This window comes from Dysgonomonas sp. BGC7, assembly GCF_001261735.1.
GTDB lineage: Bacteria > Bacteroidota > Bacteroidia > Bacteroidales > Dysgonomonadaceae > Dysgonomonas.
This window is the reverse complement of sequence record NZ_CVRP01000020.1, coordinates 53,474-69,849: the sequence shown is the minus strand read 5'-3', so window position 1 is coordinate 69,849 and position 16,376 is coordinate 53,474. Positions and strand designations below refer to the sequence as shown.

The 16,376-nt window shown below is 39.2% G+C and carries 12 protein-coding genes; 4 read left to right on the top strand and 8 right to left on the bottom strand.

The genetic code is table 11. From position 1 onward, the window contains the following. Positions 1 to 41: 41 nt before the first annotated feature. Genes BGC7_RS16070 through BGC7_RS16060 form a run of 3 tightly spaced genes read right to left on the bottom strand, consistent with a single transcriptional unit; the run spans position 42 to position 3,426 of the window. A complete protein-coding gene (locus BGC7_RS16070; protein WP_050702621.1) occupies positions 42 to 1,328 on the bottom strand; it encodes an Nramp family divalent metal transporter in 1,287 nt (428 codons plus the stop codon). An 11-nt stretch (positions 1,329 to 1,339) separates the two neighbouring features. After that, positions 1,340 to 2,722 (bottom strand): MFS transporter, encoded by a 1,383-nt coding sequence (locus BGC7_RS16065; protein WP_050702620.1) that lies wholly within the window; start codon positions 2,720 to 2,722, stop codon positions 1,340 to 1,342. Further along, positions 2,722 to 3,426, bottom strand: coding sequence for a type 1 glutamine amidotransferase (locus BGC7_RS16060; protein WP_050702677.1), 705 nt, complete (start codon positions 3,424 to 3,426; stop codon positions 2,722 to 2,724). The genes BGC7_RS16065 and BGC7_RS16060 overlap by 1 nt, the downstream gene beginning before the upstream one ends. 152 nt (positions 3,427 to 3,578) lie before the next feature. On the opposite strand from BGC7_RS16060, the gene zupT reads away from it, so the two are divergent. From zupT to BGC7_RS16040, 4 genes are all read left to right on the top strand, one after another. Beyond that, positions 3,579 to 4,373 carry a zinc transporter ZupT gene (zupT, locus tag BGC7_RS16055; protein ID WP_050702619.1) on the top strand — a complete coding sequence of 265 codons (795 nt, stop codon included), beginning with the start codon at positions 3,579 to 3,581 and terminating at the stop codon, positions 4,371 to 4,373. A gap of 172 nt (positions 4,374 to 4,545) precedes the next feature. Then, positions 4,546 to 10,107 carry an alpha-2-macroglobulin family protein gene (locus tag BGC7_RS16050; RefSeq protein ID WP_050702618.1) on the top strand — a complete coding sequence of 1,854 codons (5,562 nt, stop codon included), beginning with the start codon at positions 4,546 to 4,548 and terminating at the stop codon, positions 10,105 to 10,107. Between the two features lie 87 nt (positions 10,108 to 10,194). Then, the gene (locus tag BGC7_RS16045; protein WP_050702617.1) at positions 10,195 to 11,079 is read left to right on the top strand and encodes a hypothetical protein; all 885 of its coding nucleotides are present in this window, start codon (positions 10,195 to 10,197) and stop codon (positions 11,077 to 11,079) included. Further along, positions 11,076 to 11,924, top strand: coding sequence for a hypothetical protein (locus BGC7_RS16040; protein WP_050702616.1), 849 nt, complete (start codon positions 11,076 to 11,078; stop codon positions 11,922 to 11,924). The genes BGC7_RS16045 and BGC7_RS16040 overlap by 4 nt, the downstream gene beginning before the upstream one ends. Positions 11,925 to 11,940: 16 nt before the next feature. Here the strand turns inward: BGC7_RS16040 and BGC7_RS16035 are convergent, their stop codons facing one another. The 5 genes from BGC7_RS16035 to BGC7_RS16015 form a co-directional block, all read right to left on the bottom strand. Next, positions 11,941 to 13,143 carry an MFS transporter gene (locus BGC7_RS16035; protein ID WP_050702615.1) on the bottom strand — a complete coding sequence of 401 codons (1,203 nt, stop codon included), beginning with the start codon at positions 13,141 to 13,143 and terminating at the stop codon, positions 11,941 to 11,943. A 251-nt stretch (positions 13,144 to 13,394) separates the two neighbouring features. Continuing rightward, complete coding sequence (locus tag BGC7_RS18220) at positions 13,395 to 14,186, bottom strand: DNA alkylation repair protein (RefSeq protein ID WP_050702614.1); 792 nt, start codon at positions 14,184 to 14,186, stop codon at positions 13,395 to 13,397. After that, positions 14,186 to 15,061: a carbon-nitrogen hydrolase gene (locus BGC7_RS16025; protein WP_050702613.1), complete on the bottom strand. Its 876-nt coding sequence runs from the start codon at positions 15,059 to 15,061 to the stop codon at positions 14,186 to 14,188. The genes BGC7_RS18220 and BGC7_RS16025 overlap by 1 nt, the downstream gene beginning before the upstream one ends. Before the next feature lie 25 nt (positions 15,062 to 15,086). Next, positions 15,087 to 15,311, bottom strand: a complete 225-nt coding sequence (locus BGC7_RS16020; RefSeq protein ID WP_050702612.1) for a hypothetical protein — start codon at positions 15,309 to 15,311, stop codon at positions 15,087 to 15,089. Between the two features lie 6 nt (positions 15,312 to 15,317). Next, a complete protein-coding gene (locus BGC7_RS16015) occupies positions 15,318 to 16,355 on the bottom strand; it encodes an agmatine deiminase family protein (protein ID WP_050702611.1) in 1,038 nt (345 codons plus the stop codon). Between the last annotated feature and the right edge of the window lie 21 nt (positions 16,356 to 16,376).

Below are 16,376 nucleotides of genomic sequence, written 5' to 3'. Positions count from 1 at the left end.
CCTTCCAAAGTGTAATGAAAATTATTCATTACACTTTGTTTTTATAGCTTAATGTCAATAAAAAAACTGAGAAGTAATAAGATATTGAGAAGGGTCACTATAGAGGCAATCCCATAAAGCAACAGCTTGGTTGACACAGCATTTGCATACTTGCCCATGACCTCTTTGGAGGATGTTAGCTTTACTTGTAGAAAAACTGTAACCGGCAATTGAATACTAAGGATAGCCTGCGATATGATGAGTCCTTTGAAAGGATCTCCAATCATGAATATAATCAAAAGGGCAACACCTAAAGAGATGAGTACCCCCATGCGGGAGTGTATATCTTTAATGTTATAGGGTTCATTATACATTCCTGCAAAAATAGATCCGGCAGCAATACCCGAAGTCATAGAAGAAGAAATACCTGCAAACAACAAGGCTACAGCAAAAATAATAACTGCATTACCCCCGAGTAATGGCTCGAGTAATGAATGGGCTTGTTGCAAATCATCCACAACTATGCCTTGCTTAAAGAACGTAGAAGCAGCAAGAAGAATCATGGCGCTATTTATAGCCCAACCAATCAACATAGAAAGAAAGGTATCGAAGAACTCATATTTCAACTGTTTCTCCATTACCTCTTCATCCTCCAGATTCCACTGCCGACTTTGTATAACCTCAGAATGTAAAAACAAGTTGTGTGGCATTACAACCGCACCCAGCACACTCATTATTATAAGCATACTTCCTTCCGGTACAGATGGAACAACCCATGCCCGGGCAGCTTCACCCCATTCTATATCTACAAGAAACAATTCATATATAAAAGACAACCCTATCAGAGAAACAAAGGCTATAATGTATCGTTCAATTTTTCTGTACGAATTAGAAAACATCATAATAAATACAAACACAGTAACCAATATAGCTCCAATTTTTATCGGGATATCAAATAGCATTTGTAAAGCTATAGCTCCTCCAAGGATCTCAGCCAAAGACGTTGAAATAGAGGCTCCTATTGCCGACCATAGTATTACACGGGAACTCCTGTTCGAAAGATATTTATTAGCTGCTTCGGAAAGGCATAATCCTGTAACAATTCCCAGATGCGCCACATTGTGTTGCAATATTATAAGCATAACTGTAGACAAGGTAACAACCCACAACAATGCATATCCAAACTCAGATCCGGCAGCAAAGTTAGAAGCCCAGTTTCCCGGGTCTATAAATCCGACTGTTACCAATAAGCCGGGTCCAATATACTTGAGTAGTTCCAATGCTCCCGACTTTTGTTTTGGGTTTACAGTATTGTACTCTGTCTTAATTTTCTTAAATAGCTTCTTCATTAATCGCTGGCTTATTTCCTCTTATTATTTCTTACCGATGATGCGTATATACCGAAAACAGAGAGTATCAGACATATAATAAATGTTATACGCATACTTATTATCAATTCTGCATGGATAGCAGGCGAAAGTTGCACGTTACCTATCATAATAGATATTGCCATTATTGCTATCCCCATACTAAAAGCCTGACCGGTAAGCCTCATTGTTCCCATTGTAGCAGAAGCCAATCCATAATGCTTTTTCTCGACAGAGCTCATTATAATATTAGTATTTGGCGATGAAAAAATACCGAATCCCAGTCCTAAAAGAAACAAAATACCTCCAAGAAAGTAATAACTGGTAGTTTCTGATATAAAGCATAGTCCGACTAAACCTAAAGCTATAATACTCATACCCAAAGTAGCCAACAATGTAGGCGAGACCTTATCTGACAACCTCCCCGACTTAAGAGAGACTATAGCTTGCACAATCGACTGAATTATCAAAATAAGTCCTGCATCACGTGGCGACAAACCTCTCACATATTGCAGGTATAAGCTTAACATAAAAGAGATGGCAAAGGTTGCTGAATAATTTATAAGAGCAGAAAGAGATGATAAACGAAACACCCTGTTCTCGAGAAATACGAGGATATTAAATACAGGAAACTCTTGCTTCTTCTCATAGAAAGTAAAGAACAAAAGAACAACAACACCTATCCCGATTGATATTATCCCTAAAATATGGGGTAGTTCTGAGAAGCCAAAGATCAAAGCCGAAAGTCCAATAGCAAAAAGTATAGAGCCCCAAAGATCAAATTTACTTTCAACGTCTTCTTTCCAGTCCTCTTTTATCAAAAAACATCCACCAACAGCAACAGTAAGGCTTAGCGCAGCCGAAACGAAGAAAATACTATGCCAGTCAAAATACTGAGTAAGTATTCCTCCAAGAAAAGGCCCTGCAGCCAATGCAAAATATACAGTAGCAGCAATTGTCCCTAAAGCCATCCCTCTCTTTTCGGGTGCAACAGAAGATGTTAATATTGCCGTACTTGTACTAAACATCATAGCACTCCCTATTCCTGAGAGGAAACGGTAAACGATCAGGCTTGCACCCGAAGTTGCAAGGCCACTTAAAACAGAAAATATAGTGAGAATTATTACCCCCAAAATAAACACTTTTCGCCGCCCTATCATATCTGCAATCCGGGCACAAGGTATTTGCAGTATAGCCGTAGACAACATATACGAAGTAGGTATCCATCCCGATGTAACAGCATCTAAAGATAAATCTTCATTTATATAAGGCAATGCCAGATTAAGAGCCGAGCCCATAAATGGAACAAGAGATGCTCCAAGACATATAATAAACAATAAGGCAGTAGTGCTGGTCTGTTGTCCTGTTTGTGTCATTATATGCCTGTCAATTTATTTAGCAAATTTGTTATCATTCGATTACATTCTGGTATATTATGGGTATTTGCTCTGATAAATTCTCTGGATTGAGCAGACTTTCCCTCGATAATATTTTCCTGACTATTATCCAAAATATCTGTACAACTCTTTTCTGTTACTTCAAGATGGAACTGTAAACCAACTACTGTTTCTTTATAGAGAAAAGCCTGATTGGCACATATTTCGCTCGATGCTAATAAATTTGCTCCATGCGGTAAGTCGAAAGTATCCCCATGCCATTGGAATACTATTGGCGATATATCCTTGCTTCCAAATAAACTTTGGGCTGCTTTATTAGCAAAAGAAATGGGCAACCAGCCTATCTCTTTCTCTTTATGAGGGTATACGCTTGCACCCAGTACATTTGCTATAATTTGAGAACCAAGGCAAATTCCAACTACTATCTTTCCAAGTGCAATTGCTTCCTGTACAAACTTTTTTTCCCTTTTCAGCCATGGATATACATCCTCCTCATAAGCACCCATCGGACCTCCCATAACTATAAGCATCTCAAAATCGGAGACAAGAGGGAGCTGCATACCTTCTTCATATATATTAGAGACAGAGAATGTGTATCCTTTATCTTTAGCCCATTTCTCTATATATCCTGCTCCTTCATATGGTACATGCTGAATACAATGTACTGAGTATACTTTTTCCATAGTCACATTCTTTTTGAACATTAAAAGTACAAAATGTTTGAACTCATAGGTATTAAAGCCCATTTTAATTTCAACTCTCTCTCAAAAAGTTTGGAATAGCACAATACTAAAATGTATCTTTGTCCTTGCTCATTTCTACATAAAGCCTATTTATGACCGAACAAAATATTCTATTTGCATTTATTCTGACTGCTATTGCCGGGTTGTCGACAGGTATAGGTAGCCTTATAGCCTTATTGGCCAAGCATACAAATACAAACTTCTTATGTGCATCTCTCGGATTCTCGGCCGGTATTATGTTATATGTCTCTTTTATGGAGATGATGCCGCAAGGCAAAGAAGAGCTGATACTGGTATATGGTGACAAATTGGGAACATTATATCTTATTCTAGCCTTTTTTGCAGGAATAGCAATTATAAACCTTATTGACTTCGCAATCCCTAAATCGTTAAATCCGCACGAGATACAAGGGGTAGAGGATATGGACAAAAAACGTTCATTGAAACGAACTGGTCTGGTTGTTGCTCTTTCTATAGCTATTCATAATTTCCCCGAGGGCATAGCCACATTCACCTCTGCTCTGGGATCTTTAGATGTTGCCATTCCGATTACAATTGCCATAGCTATTCACAATATACCGGAAGGCATAGCCGTTGCAGTGCCTATATATCATGCAACAGGAAGTAGAAAAAAAGCTTTTTGGCTATCGTTTGCATCAGGGTTGGCCGAACCATTTGGAGCACTTATAGCCTATCTGTTTCTTATGCAATTCTGGACTCCGGCTATGAATGGGCTTATCCTTGCTGCGGTCTCCGGAATTATGGTGTTTATATCTTTAGACGAACTTCTGCCTAGTGCCGAAAAATATGGGAAGCATCACTTATCAATAATGGGACTTGTTGCCGGCATGCTAGTCATGGCATTTAGTCTATATCTCTTTGTATAGACAAATATTCTGTTTAATTTCTCTTTTTAGAATAAGGATAAAGACCCCATTGTACAAAAAGCAAATATCACGGTAATTTGCTTAAGATAACCTTAATTTATACGGAATAAACTTTTATATTTGTGACTATTATACAAACACAAATTAAATAATAGGCACAAAATATACAAATATGAAGAAAGCACTCCTTTTCCTTAGTTTTTTCACCCTCTCGTGTCTCTTTATACTCAACTCGTGTAAGAGATCCGGATCACGGGATATAAATCCTGAATTTGCCAAATATATAGCGGCATTTACTTATGGACAAATTACCTCTTCCTCCGAAATTCAGATAGAATTGACACAAGACATTCCAACTGTCGAGCTTAATAAAGAAGTAGAAGAAGATCTTTTCAAGTTTTCTCCTTCTATAAAGGGGAAAGCGTACTGGACAAGTTCGCGAAGCATAAAGTTCGTACCTGAACCCGGAGAACTGAAACGAGGAAAAGAATATGAAGCAGTTTTCAAACTCAATAAGGTTCTGAAAGTAGATAGCGAATTTAAAGAATTCAACTTCAGCTTTCATGTCCCCGATCAAAATTTCAGTGTCAACTTGATGCCTTATTCGCCGATAAAGGATAATGACTTGTTGTGGAATGCCGTACAAGGAACAATTCTGTTGGCAGACGATGCTGCAATCGACGACGTAAAGAAAATGTTTACATTGTCAGGGCCCGGACATGCCAAAGAGGCAAAGATAAAAGTTACACCAACCGAAGCTAAAGGGCGTTTCAATTTACTTATCGACAGTCTGTATCGTGAACAATCTGATCTGGAATATACACTACGGATAAACGGCACCCCAATAGGTTCGAAAAAAGATGAAGAGATAAAAATCCACATACCCAAAATACAAGAGTTTTCTGTTATAGATGTTACTGCAGAATATACGCCCCAAGAGTGTATAAAAGTAACCTTCAGTGATCCGTTGTCTCTCAATCAGAATGTACAAGGCCTTATTCGTCCCGGAGAAATAGAAAACTTCTCATTCGATATTCAAAAGAATGTATTAAAGATATATTTAGATAAAACAACAAAGGGATCGAGTATAAACCTTAAGATATTTAAAGAACTTAAAAGTGCTGGAAACCGAACTTTAGCAGAAGACTATGAGGCAGCTATCAGTATTCAGAAATTTGATCCGGAAATAAAACTTGTAAATTCAGGAAATATACTACCGAACTCTGAAAATCTTATCATACCATTTCAGGCCGTAAATCTCTGGGCTGTGGATGTTAAGGTAATAAAGATTTTCGAGAACAATATACTAGGTTATCTACAGGCAAATGATTTTGGAGAAAACAACGAATTGAAACGCTTCGGACGTCTGATCCTGAAAAAGCGTCTTCGATTAGATACTGATCCTACCCTAAAAATGGATGAGTGGAACAATTTTTCTCTTGACTTATCCAAAATGATAAAGCAAGATCCGGGTGCAGTATATCGTATACAGTTTACAATAAAAAAAGAATATTCTCTTTATCCTTGCGATGGTATTATCCCTCAAATTCCGGAAGAATCTAAACTTGAAAGATTCAATGAAATAAGTGAAGAAGAAGAGGCACAATGGGATAGTCCCGGCTATTATTATTCCGAAGAATACAATTGGGACGAGTATGATTGGGACGAGCGAGACAACCCTTGCAATGCGACATTCTACATGAATAAAACATCCTCTTGTGTTGTACTCGCTTCGAATATAGGAATGACCACAAAACTAGGCAGCGAGAAGAAAATAACAGTTGCCCTGACCGACATATTAACCACTAACCCTATATCCGGCGCACCTGTAGATGTATATAACTACCAGATGCAACGAATAGGTAACGGAACCACAGATGGAGATGGTTTTGCAGAAATAGAGTACAAGGGAGGAGTTCCTTTTGTTGTTATTGCTTCACGAGACAAAGAGAAAGGTTATTTGAAAGTAACTTCTAATCTTTCGTTATCATTAAGCAACTTCGATGTAAGCGGAAAAGAAATACAAAAAGGACTTAAAGGTTATATATACGGCGAGCGTGGCGTGTGGCGTCCGGGAGATTCTATCTTTGCAACATTTATACTCGACGACAAGAATAAAACATTGCCTAAAGACCATCCTGTTTCTCTCGAATTGTACACTCCACGAGGACAAATGGCACAACGCCATGTATCCACATCAGGTAAAGATGGCTTTTACGCTTTTCGCATGGCTACCGATCCTAATGCCATTACAGGAAACTGGCAAGCAAGAGTAAAAGTAGGAGGCGTGACTTTCTATAAGACAATGAAAATAGAGACTGTAAAACCAAATAGATTAAAAATAAGACTTGATGTAGGAGATATGGTCGATGCCAGCTCCGGTGTTTTCTCAGGCTCACTCTCGTCTCAATGGCTTCATGGCGCTCCGGCAGCTAATCTGGCAGCCAAAGTGGAGATGACATTAAACAGAGCATCTACTCCATTCAAAGGGTATGAGAAATATTCATTCAACAATCCGGCATCAAATTTCTCTTCCGATACATATACCGTTTTCGATAGTAAGCTCGACGCAACAGGAAATGCTCAAGTAAGAACTAACCTTCCGCAGGCGGCAAGTGCTCCAGGAATGTTAAAAGCTAATTTCGTTTCACGTGTATTCGAGACGGGAGGTGACGCAAGTATCTACTCCCAAACTGCAATTTACTCTCCATTTTCAGTATATGTAGGAGTAAAATCTCCAGCAGAGAGTGACTATGGTTGGCTCGAAACAGACAAAGACAACATGCTCGATATAGTGACTCTTAATCAAAAGGGACAACCGATCAACCGAAGCAACCTACATGTAAAAATCTATAAAATAGAATGGTCTTGGTGGTGGAACTCAAATAACAACCTGTCATCTTATGTCAACAACACCTCTACTAAAGTAATTCTTGACGAAACAATATCTACGACAAACGGAGGTAAAGGTAAAGTAAAATTCCGTGTCGATTATCCTGAGTGGGGACGCTATTTGGTTATGATAGAAGACAATCAGGGAGGACATATTACGGGTAAAGTGCTATATGTAGATTGGCCTTCGTGGCGGGGAAGATCTGAGAAACAAGACCCGAATGGATTGACTATGTTATCGTTTACTACCGACAAACAGTCTTACAATGTAGGAGAAAAAGTAACGGTAACTATCCCTAAAAGTTCGGCAGGACGTGCACTACTCAGTATAGAAGACGGATCGAGAATCATATCGAAAGAGTGGGTGAAAACAAGTGCTAAAGAAGATACAAAATACACCTTTACCGTAACAGAAGAAATGGCTCCGAATTTCTATATCTTCGCCAATCTTCTCCAACCGCATGCACAGACAGATAACGATTTGCCTATCCGCTTGTATGGTGTATTAAATATAAACGTAGAAAACAAAGAGACTCTGCTCACCCCTGTTGTTTCCATGCCGGATGAGCTGCGCCCCGAGAAAGAGTTCTCCGTTTTCGTTTCGGAAAAGAATAAGAAAGATATGACCTATACACTGGCTATTGTAGATGAAGGATTACTTGACCTCACATCATTCAAAACACCAAACGCATGGTCTGATTTTTACTCTCGTCAAGCTCTAGGAGTACGTACTTGGGATATGTTCGATATGGTAGTAGGCACACAGACCGGAAAACTCGGACCTCTGTTAAGTATAGGGGGAGACGAAGCTTTGAAACCTGGAAATAATACAATGAGCAGGTTTAAGCCTGTAGTGAAATATTATGGTCCATACACACTTGGCGGAGGAAAAACCGATACACACAAGATAACCCTTCCTTCTTATTTTGGATCGGTCAGAGTAATGGTTGTAGCAGGAAATACTAAAGGAGCTTATGGTAGTACCGAAAAAACTGTCCCTGTACGCAATCCTTTGATGGTATTGTCTACTCTGCCTCGAGTAGCAGGACCGGACGAAGAGATCCTTCTTCCTGTAAATATCTTTGCTATGGACAAAAAGGTGAAGAATGTGACAGTAAATGTTCAGTCCGGATCTCTTTTCCAATTTACAGACGGAACATCTAAGTCTGTCTCATTTACCGAAACGGGAGATAAGATGCTATATTTTAAGGTAAAAGTAGCGAAGAAAACAGGTTTCGAAAAAGTAGTAATAAAAGCAACAGGAGGTGGAGAAACAGCCACAGAAACAATCAATATAGAGGTTCGTAATCCAAACACACCTATACTGATGACTTCTCAGTCACTTGTTGCAGCAAACGACACAGCCAACCTTGCTCTAGCTTTCGAAGCAGCAAAAGATGGAGATTGGGCAAAACTGGAAATATCTCGTATGCCGGGAATAGACTTAAGTAAAAACTTGTCATATCTGCGCGATTACCCACACGGATGTTCTGAGCAGGTTACATCCAAAGCGTTCCCGTTATTGTATGTACAGGCATTCAGAGCATATACAAATGCTGAAAAAGAGATTCTGGATCGTAATATAAAAGAAGCTATAAACATTATCTCATCACGTCAGTTGGGCGATGGAGGGATCATTTATTGGCCGGGAGATCGTTATCCGAACGAATGGGTAAGCAGTTATGCAGGACATTTCCTTGTAGAGGCACAACGTTCTGGAAGAGATGTTCCTTCATCCGTAATAAATAAATGGAAGCAGTTCCAGAAGAAAGCTGCTCAGACATGGGATAAGCGAGACATCTATAATACTTACTACAGCTACTCAATGAGTGACCTTCAACAAGCCTACCGACTATATACGTTAGCCTTGGCTGGCGAGCCGGAATTAGGTGCTATGAACCGCTTAAAAGAAATGGCAGGACTATCCGTACAGGCTCGTTGGAGACTGGCAGCGGCTTACGTACTGGCAGGAAAGAAAGATGCAGCAAATCAATTGATAAGCAATATCAGTGACCAAGTAAGTAAATATTCATTCAATAATAATACTTACGGTAGCTCTACTCGCGACATGGCGATGGTTATGGAAACATATCTGTTGTTAGGCAAAACAGAGAAGGCTTTAACCCTTTCTTACAAAGTAGCCGAGACCCTCAGTGGCAGCTATATTACAACACAAACGGCTGCTTATGGGCTGATAGCCATGTCTAAACTTGCCGAAAAAATGGGCAAAGGCATTCTATCTTATGAGTGGTCTCTAAACGGGGTAAAACAGCCGGCAGGAAACTCAGGAAACGTATTCCAGGAAATAGCAATAAAACCGCAGGAAAAGATTAATATCTCTGTTAAGAATAAAGGACAAGGACAATTATTTGTTCGTCTGATAGGACATACTCAGCCATTAGTAGACAACACTCCTGCTAAAAATAGCGGAGTCAACCTCTATGTAAAATACGTGGATGATAGTGGTAAAGAAATAGATGTGACCTCGTTGAAGCAAGGTACAGAATTTTATGCAAGTGTGATTGTACAGAATATATCTGGGCAATATCTCACCGATATGAACCTTAATCAAATATTCGCTTCTGGTTGGGAAATATTCAACAATCGTCTGTTTAATGAATCGGCATCATCCTCGGGTAGTTCTTATAATTATCAGGATATAAGAGATGATAGAGTATATACCTATTTCAACATCGGATCGGGATATTCCATGTCATTCAAGGTAAGATTGCAGGCAGCATATTGCGGTCGGTTCTATCTTCCTGCCATTCTGTGTGAAGCTATGTACAATCCCGAAGAACATAGTCGTACACAAGGCCATTGGGTAGAAGTACGACAATAAGGAAGGAGTAAATCATAGACCAATAAGAAATAGAATAGGGTATTTTCCAAATAAATACCCTATTTTTGCATTAGGTTATTCTACTATATGAGAAAGATACTGTGTACATTCGCCAACTATCCACTATCTAAAGGATTTGAGCGCTACAGAAAAGAAGCCGAAGCGTTTAATGTGTTCGATGACATTTATATGTATGATGAAAACATGTTAGACAAGAGGTTCAGAACAAAATTCGGGCGCTTTCTCTATCCATACTCACGAGGCTATGGCTACTGGGGGTGGAAACCATTTATCATAAAGCAGACTTTAGATAAGATGGAAGAAGGAGATATTCTCTTGTATACAGACCTTGGGTGTACATTCAATCAGGAAGGGAAAAAGAGACTCATCGAATACTTCAATATAGTAAACCAGTCCGAATCAGGGATACTATGTGCCAGAACACAAGATGAAGAGCATGCGGTAAGAAAAGAACTAGCCTTCTTTGAATATCAATATACTAAAGGGGATATTCTCGATTATTTCTCGGTAAGAGATAACATCGATTTTACCCAAACCAGACAGTTTGAAGCAGGGATCGTCTTCTACCGCAAAGGTCCCAAAGTAGAAGCATTTCTCAAAGAGTGGATTGAGGCAGTATATAACCATTTCGACTTTATAACAGACAAACCTTCCAGATCAGCCAATATACCAGGCTTTATAGATAACCGTCACGATCAAAGCGTATTCTCTATCTTAGCCAAGAAGTACAGAATAGCAGAATTTTCTCGTAATGAACTATGTCCCAACGAATTTGACAATCTCGACTGGGGTATTATGAAAGAATATCCTATCTGGGCTAAGAGAGAAGTCTATTACAAGAGCATGTGGCACTATCAGCATCGGTTCAGTCTAAGGAAATACTATAACATACTATGGGGAATCAAGTACTCCTTCAAGAGGATCTTACACCCACGCACCTATCATATATGAAAAGAGAAGTTTGCACATTTGGCAGTTACTACCTTACAGAAGGCTTTCCTCGTTTTAAGGCGATGGCAGAAGGGATGAATATATTCGATGAAATACATACCGTCTGCGAAAAAGATCTGGATAAAGATTTCTACAAGCGCTGGGGACGCTATTTGATCCCATACTCCCGAGGCTTTGGATATTGGTGCTGGAAACCTTATTTCATCCTGAAGTTATTAGAGAAGATGAATGAAGGCGATGTTTTACTCTACTCAGACATAGGTTGCTATTTCAATCCGCAAGGTAGAGAACGCCTTCTTGAATACTACGAAATGGTGGAGAATACGCCAACCGATATTCTAGGTGTAAAAAGCCAGACAGAATCATACAATGGCATGCCAGAAACACTCTATTACGAGTATGAGTGGACTAAAGGAGACGTGTTTGACTACTACGGTGTTTATGACAATAAAGATTATACACATACCCCTCAGTTCGAGTCTACAATTATCTTCTTTAAGAAGAGTCCGCTTGTGATGCAATTTGTCAAAGATTGGTATCAGGCATATTTGGACGATTATAGTCTGGCAACCGACTCCCCCTCACGCATCGCTAATCTTCCCGGCTTTGTAGAAAACAGACATGACCAAAGTATCTACTCTATATTGGGCAAAAAATACGGAATAGCGGAGATATCGACAAACGAGATATTTCAGCGTGATTGGTCACTGTTAGATAAATACCCGATTCAGGCACGCAGAGACAAGTTCTATCCAAGCAATCTCCATTATAAGCACCGTTTTCGTTTAAGAAAACTATATAAAAAGATTTGGGCTGTCAAATACTGGTTCAAAGATCTGATATAATAATATGTTATATTTATTAATTCGAGATTCTATATTTACCTCTATTACATAACAATAGGTGAACAATCAAACACAGCATAGCCAGAGTACCACCTGCAACGACTACACCATCCCAGCCAAACTTGCCCCAAGCCTGCCCTGCAATAAAAGTTCCAAGAGATCCTCCAACAAAATAAGATACCATATAAACAGTATTCAACCTATTCGAAGCTTCGGGATGAGATGAAAAGACAATAGTCTGATTCGTGACATGCATCCCTTGTAGCCCCATATCAAGGAATATTATCCCAATAATTAATCCGATATAGCTGCTACCCCATATACCAAAGAAAGGCCAAGCAGCTATAAGAAGCAGACACGCTATAGCTATTATTTTATTTCTATCTATTTTACCGGACACATACCCAGCCAAAGATGCAGCAAGAGCACCGACAATACCCACAATACCCAATAATCCAGCCACATCGCTTCCCTGAAAATAAGGGGCTTGTTCTAACCGGAAAGTTAATGTAGTCCAAAAAATAGAGAATGATCCAAATCCTAATGCACCACGTAACGAAGCTAACCTCAGGCTAGGCAACTCTTTTGTATATTTGAGAATAGAACTCATAAGCTGCCCATATGTCCCTTTAAATGTTGGCTGCATATTAGGTAATAGCCAAGCTATTAAAACGCCAAGTACAACCATCATAGCTGCGGCTATATAAAAAACTTCACGCCAACCCAAATACTCTCCCAGAAGCCCGCTAAAAACACGGGAAGCAAGTATTCCGACCAACAAACCACTCATAACTATGCCGACATTCTTTCCTTTTTCTTCCGGGGCAGATAACTGTGCTGCTATAGGTACAAATATCTGAGGAACAACTGAGGTTAGTCCTATAAAAAAACTAGCAACTATCATGACAGTAAGAGATTGGCTCATTGCCGACACCAATAAAGAAACTATAATAAAAACAAAGTCGATGAGAATTATCTTTTTCCGCTTAAACATGTCACCTAAGGGAATAATCAACAGAAGCCCTGCTGCATATCCTATCTGTGTAAACATGGCTACTTTGCTGGTAGCAGCCTCCGACTCTCCAAACTCCTTAGCTATCATACCCAGTAAAGGTTGATTGTAGTAGTTATTGGCAACTACAAGTCCGGCACCTATAGCCATCAACCAAAGAGTAGTCTTGGTTAAATATTGTGTATTTGATTCTTCTTTTAGTTGCATCTAATTATAATATAATAGGGAATTACCTCCTTTTAGTTTTCTATTTAAAATGAAATTTTAACTAAAACCTGACAAACTTGTATATATTCTTCTCTGTTTTTTGTAATTGTTGTTGTTTAACTCTCTTGGCTTTGCCTAGGCCTCTCTTTCGGAGAGGTTGAAGGGGCTTCTTACATTGATAAAGTTTTTGAACTCTATTAACAAGGAAACCTTGTTTAGAAAACTAATTTCAGGAGGAGAGAAAAAAACACTTATAAACTCCTTAATGCCTTTTTTACGATGTAGGCTGTCTCTTTTGTTTCACTTTCTTTACTCCATTTGTCACACAGATCTTTTACAAAAACAGGTTGGGTTTTACTCGCATCGTTCAACCAGTTTGCGACACTATCCCGCACATATTTCTCCTTATCCGACTTTAGTGGTTCTAAAATAGTGAGACCTTTTGCCGGATTGTTTTTTAGCTCATCAATATGTTTACACCACACTCCTCTCGGACGTGTAGCTTCACTTGCAAAACGCCTGACATTGGTATCTGCATCGCTTGTCCATGTAGACAAGATAGAAATTGATTCGTCCAGATTTGTTGTAATATCTGCTCTGACAGCCATCCAAGCTATTTCTCTAACACCAAAATTATCATCAGCAGCAAAAGGTTTTATTGCTTTTAGCCTATCAGGAATAGCCATATTTTCTATTCCTACAACATAGGAAGCCCAACACCGTACACTATCAGATGTATGCTTACTTAACCGATCAAACAAATCGGACTTAGAGTGAACTCCTAATCGGAATAGCGCTTCTGCTACAGCAGGAATATTCTTCATTGCTGTCGATTGTTTCAATTCGTTTATATCATCAAGACAAGCTTTTTGATATTCCTGTGGAAGGACATTCCTTATAAGAGCCTTATGATCTGTAGCTAACCATTCTGTAAGATTTACAGATGCAATCAGACCTTTGTCTAATAAGCTTTTCACTTCATCGCTTACTAAACTTAGTTTGGTTACTCCTTTTCTATTTAAGATCTCTGGAGTGATTTCCATTAGTCGATAAAGCGTTTTGTTAGATCTTCGAAGGCATCTATACGTCTGTCACGGAAAAACGGCCACCAGCGGCGAACTTGTTCCGAACGTTTCATGTCTATTTCCACGACCTTTACTTCTTCGCTGTCATTCGAAGCCTGCCATAGAATTTCACCTTGAGGGCCTGCAACAAAACTGTTTCCCCAAAAAGTAATACCATTCGTTTGCTCTGATGGATCAGGCTCATACCCGGTACGGTTTACGGAAATCACATGCAATCCGTTTGCCACAGCATGTCCCCGTTGCGAAATAGTCCATGCTCCTAACTGTCGGTTTTTTTCTTCTTGAGAATCTGTCGATTCCCAACCTATAGCTGTAGGATAGATAAGAAGGTCTGCTCCTGCCATAGCCATCAATCGGGCTGCCTCTGGATACCACTGATCCCAGCATACCAAGACTCCGAGCTTACCTAAGGACGTCTCGATAGGACGAAAACCCAAATCGCCGGGAGTAAAATAGAATTTTTCGTAATAGGCAGGATCGTCAGGAATATGCATTTTCCTATATTTTCCGGCAATAGAGCCATCTTTTTCTACAACTACTGCTGTATTGTGATATAAACCGGGAGCACGGCGCTCGAAAAGCGAAAGAACGATAACAACACCGAGCTCTTTGGCCAAAGTTCCAAATTGGTCAGTAGACGGCCCCGGAATAGTTTCTGCCAGATCGAATACAGAAGTGTCCTCTATCTGACAAAAGTATAAAGAGTTGTGCAATTCTTGTAATACAACAAGCTCTGCTCCTTGGTCTGCTGCATGTCTTATTTTCTCTTTAAGCCCTTCTATATTTTTTTGTATATCGGGAGAATTTGTCTGTTGTATCAATCCTATTTTCATATCAGTAGTAATTTTTAATAAAAAATCAATCCGGTAACTTGATTGTATCCGGAGACATTGCTATATGCTTCTCAAATTCCTCTATCCTCAACAGAATATCGGCCAGAAACTCTCGTGTACATCCTGCTTCGGTGGCGGCAATATAATATTGCTTTAACAAAGGTAAAAACAATACATCGTTGCCAGAGAATACCATTGCGGGAATATCATTTTTCAGACATCTGGATAATAATGCTTTTTGATCTTTCATAAATTTTCAAACAAAGTTTTCAGGATATTGCATTGTCACACAATGTAGAGACCCATGTTGGCGTATTAGGGAAGAACAATCTATACCGACAATTTCTCGCGTAGGGAAGGCTTTTTGTAACTGTTTCTTTGCCAGCTCATCGGTTTCTTCATCATTGTAGAATGGCAATAATACACATCCGTTTATTATCAGAAAATTTGCATACGTAGCAGGTAATCGGCTATTATCCTCATCATATACAGCCTTTGCCATTGGCAGAGTAATAAGTTTGTATGGCTTCCCGGTATAATCTACAAATGTTTTTAGCTGCTCTTCCATTTTAGCAAGAGCTTCATAATGCTCATCGTTTCTATCGGTGCATTGTACATAAGCAATTGTCTGCTCGTCACAAAATCTGGCTAAAGTATCAATATGGCTGTCTGTATCGTCTCCGACCATATAGCCATGATCTAACCAAAGAATTCTGTCCAACCCGAATATTTCTTTCAGATAATCTTCAATTTCTTCCTTGCTGAGAAATGAATTTCTATTTGGAGACAAGAGGCATTCGGATGTAGTCAACAATGTTCCTTTTCCGTCAGATTCTAAAGCTCCGCCTTCTAAAGCAAAATTCTTTTTATTATGCAGTTCTACATCACTATAAAAAGTTTGTTTGGCAAACAAACCTCTCGTGATCTGATTATCATAGTTTGCAGCAAATTTCAGCCCCCACCCATTAAAAGTGAAATCATACACTTGCTTTTCCCCTCTATTGAACACTGATATTCCACTATGATCCCGTGCCCACGTATCGTTAGTCGGCAGCTCTACTAACGTAAGGTTGCCAAGAAGATCTTTATAACCTTCCAACTGATATTTTACAAGACTAGCACTATGACAAACGATAATCAGCTTCTGTCGTTTGAGAATCTCTACAGCAATATTCACATAGCAAGCAGTGACATCTTCTATCATATAACCCCAATCGGTATTCAAATGTGGCCATGTGAGTTGCACAGCGCTTTGCTGATACCATTCGGCCGGGAAAAATATATTATTATTCATAATTACATCGATTCTATAATT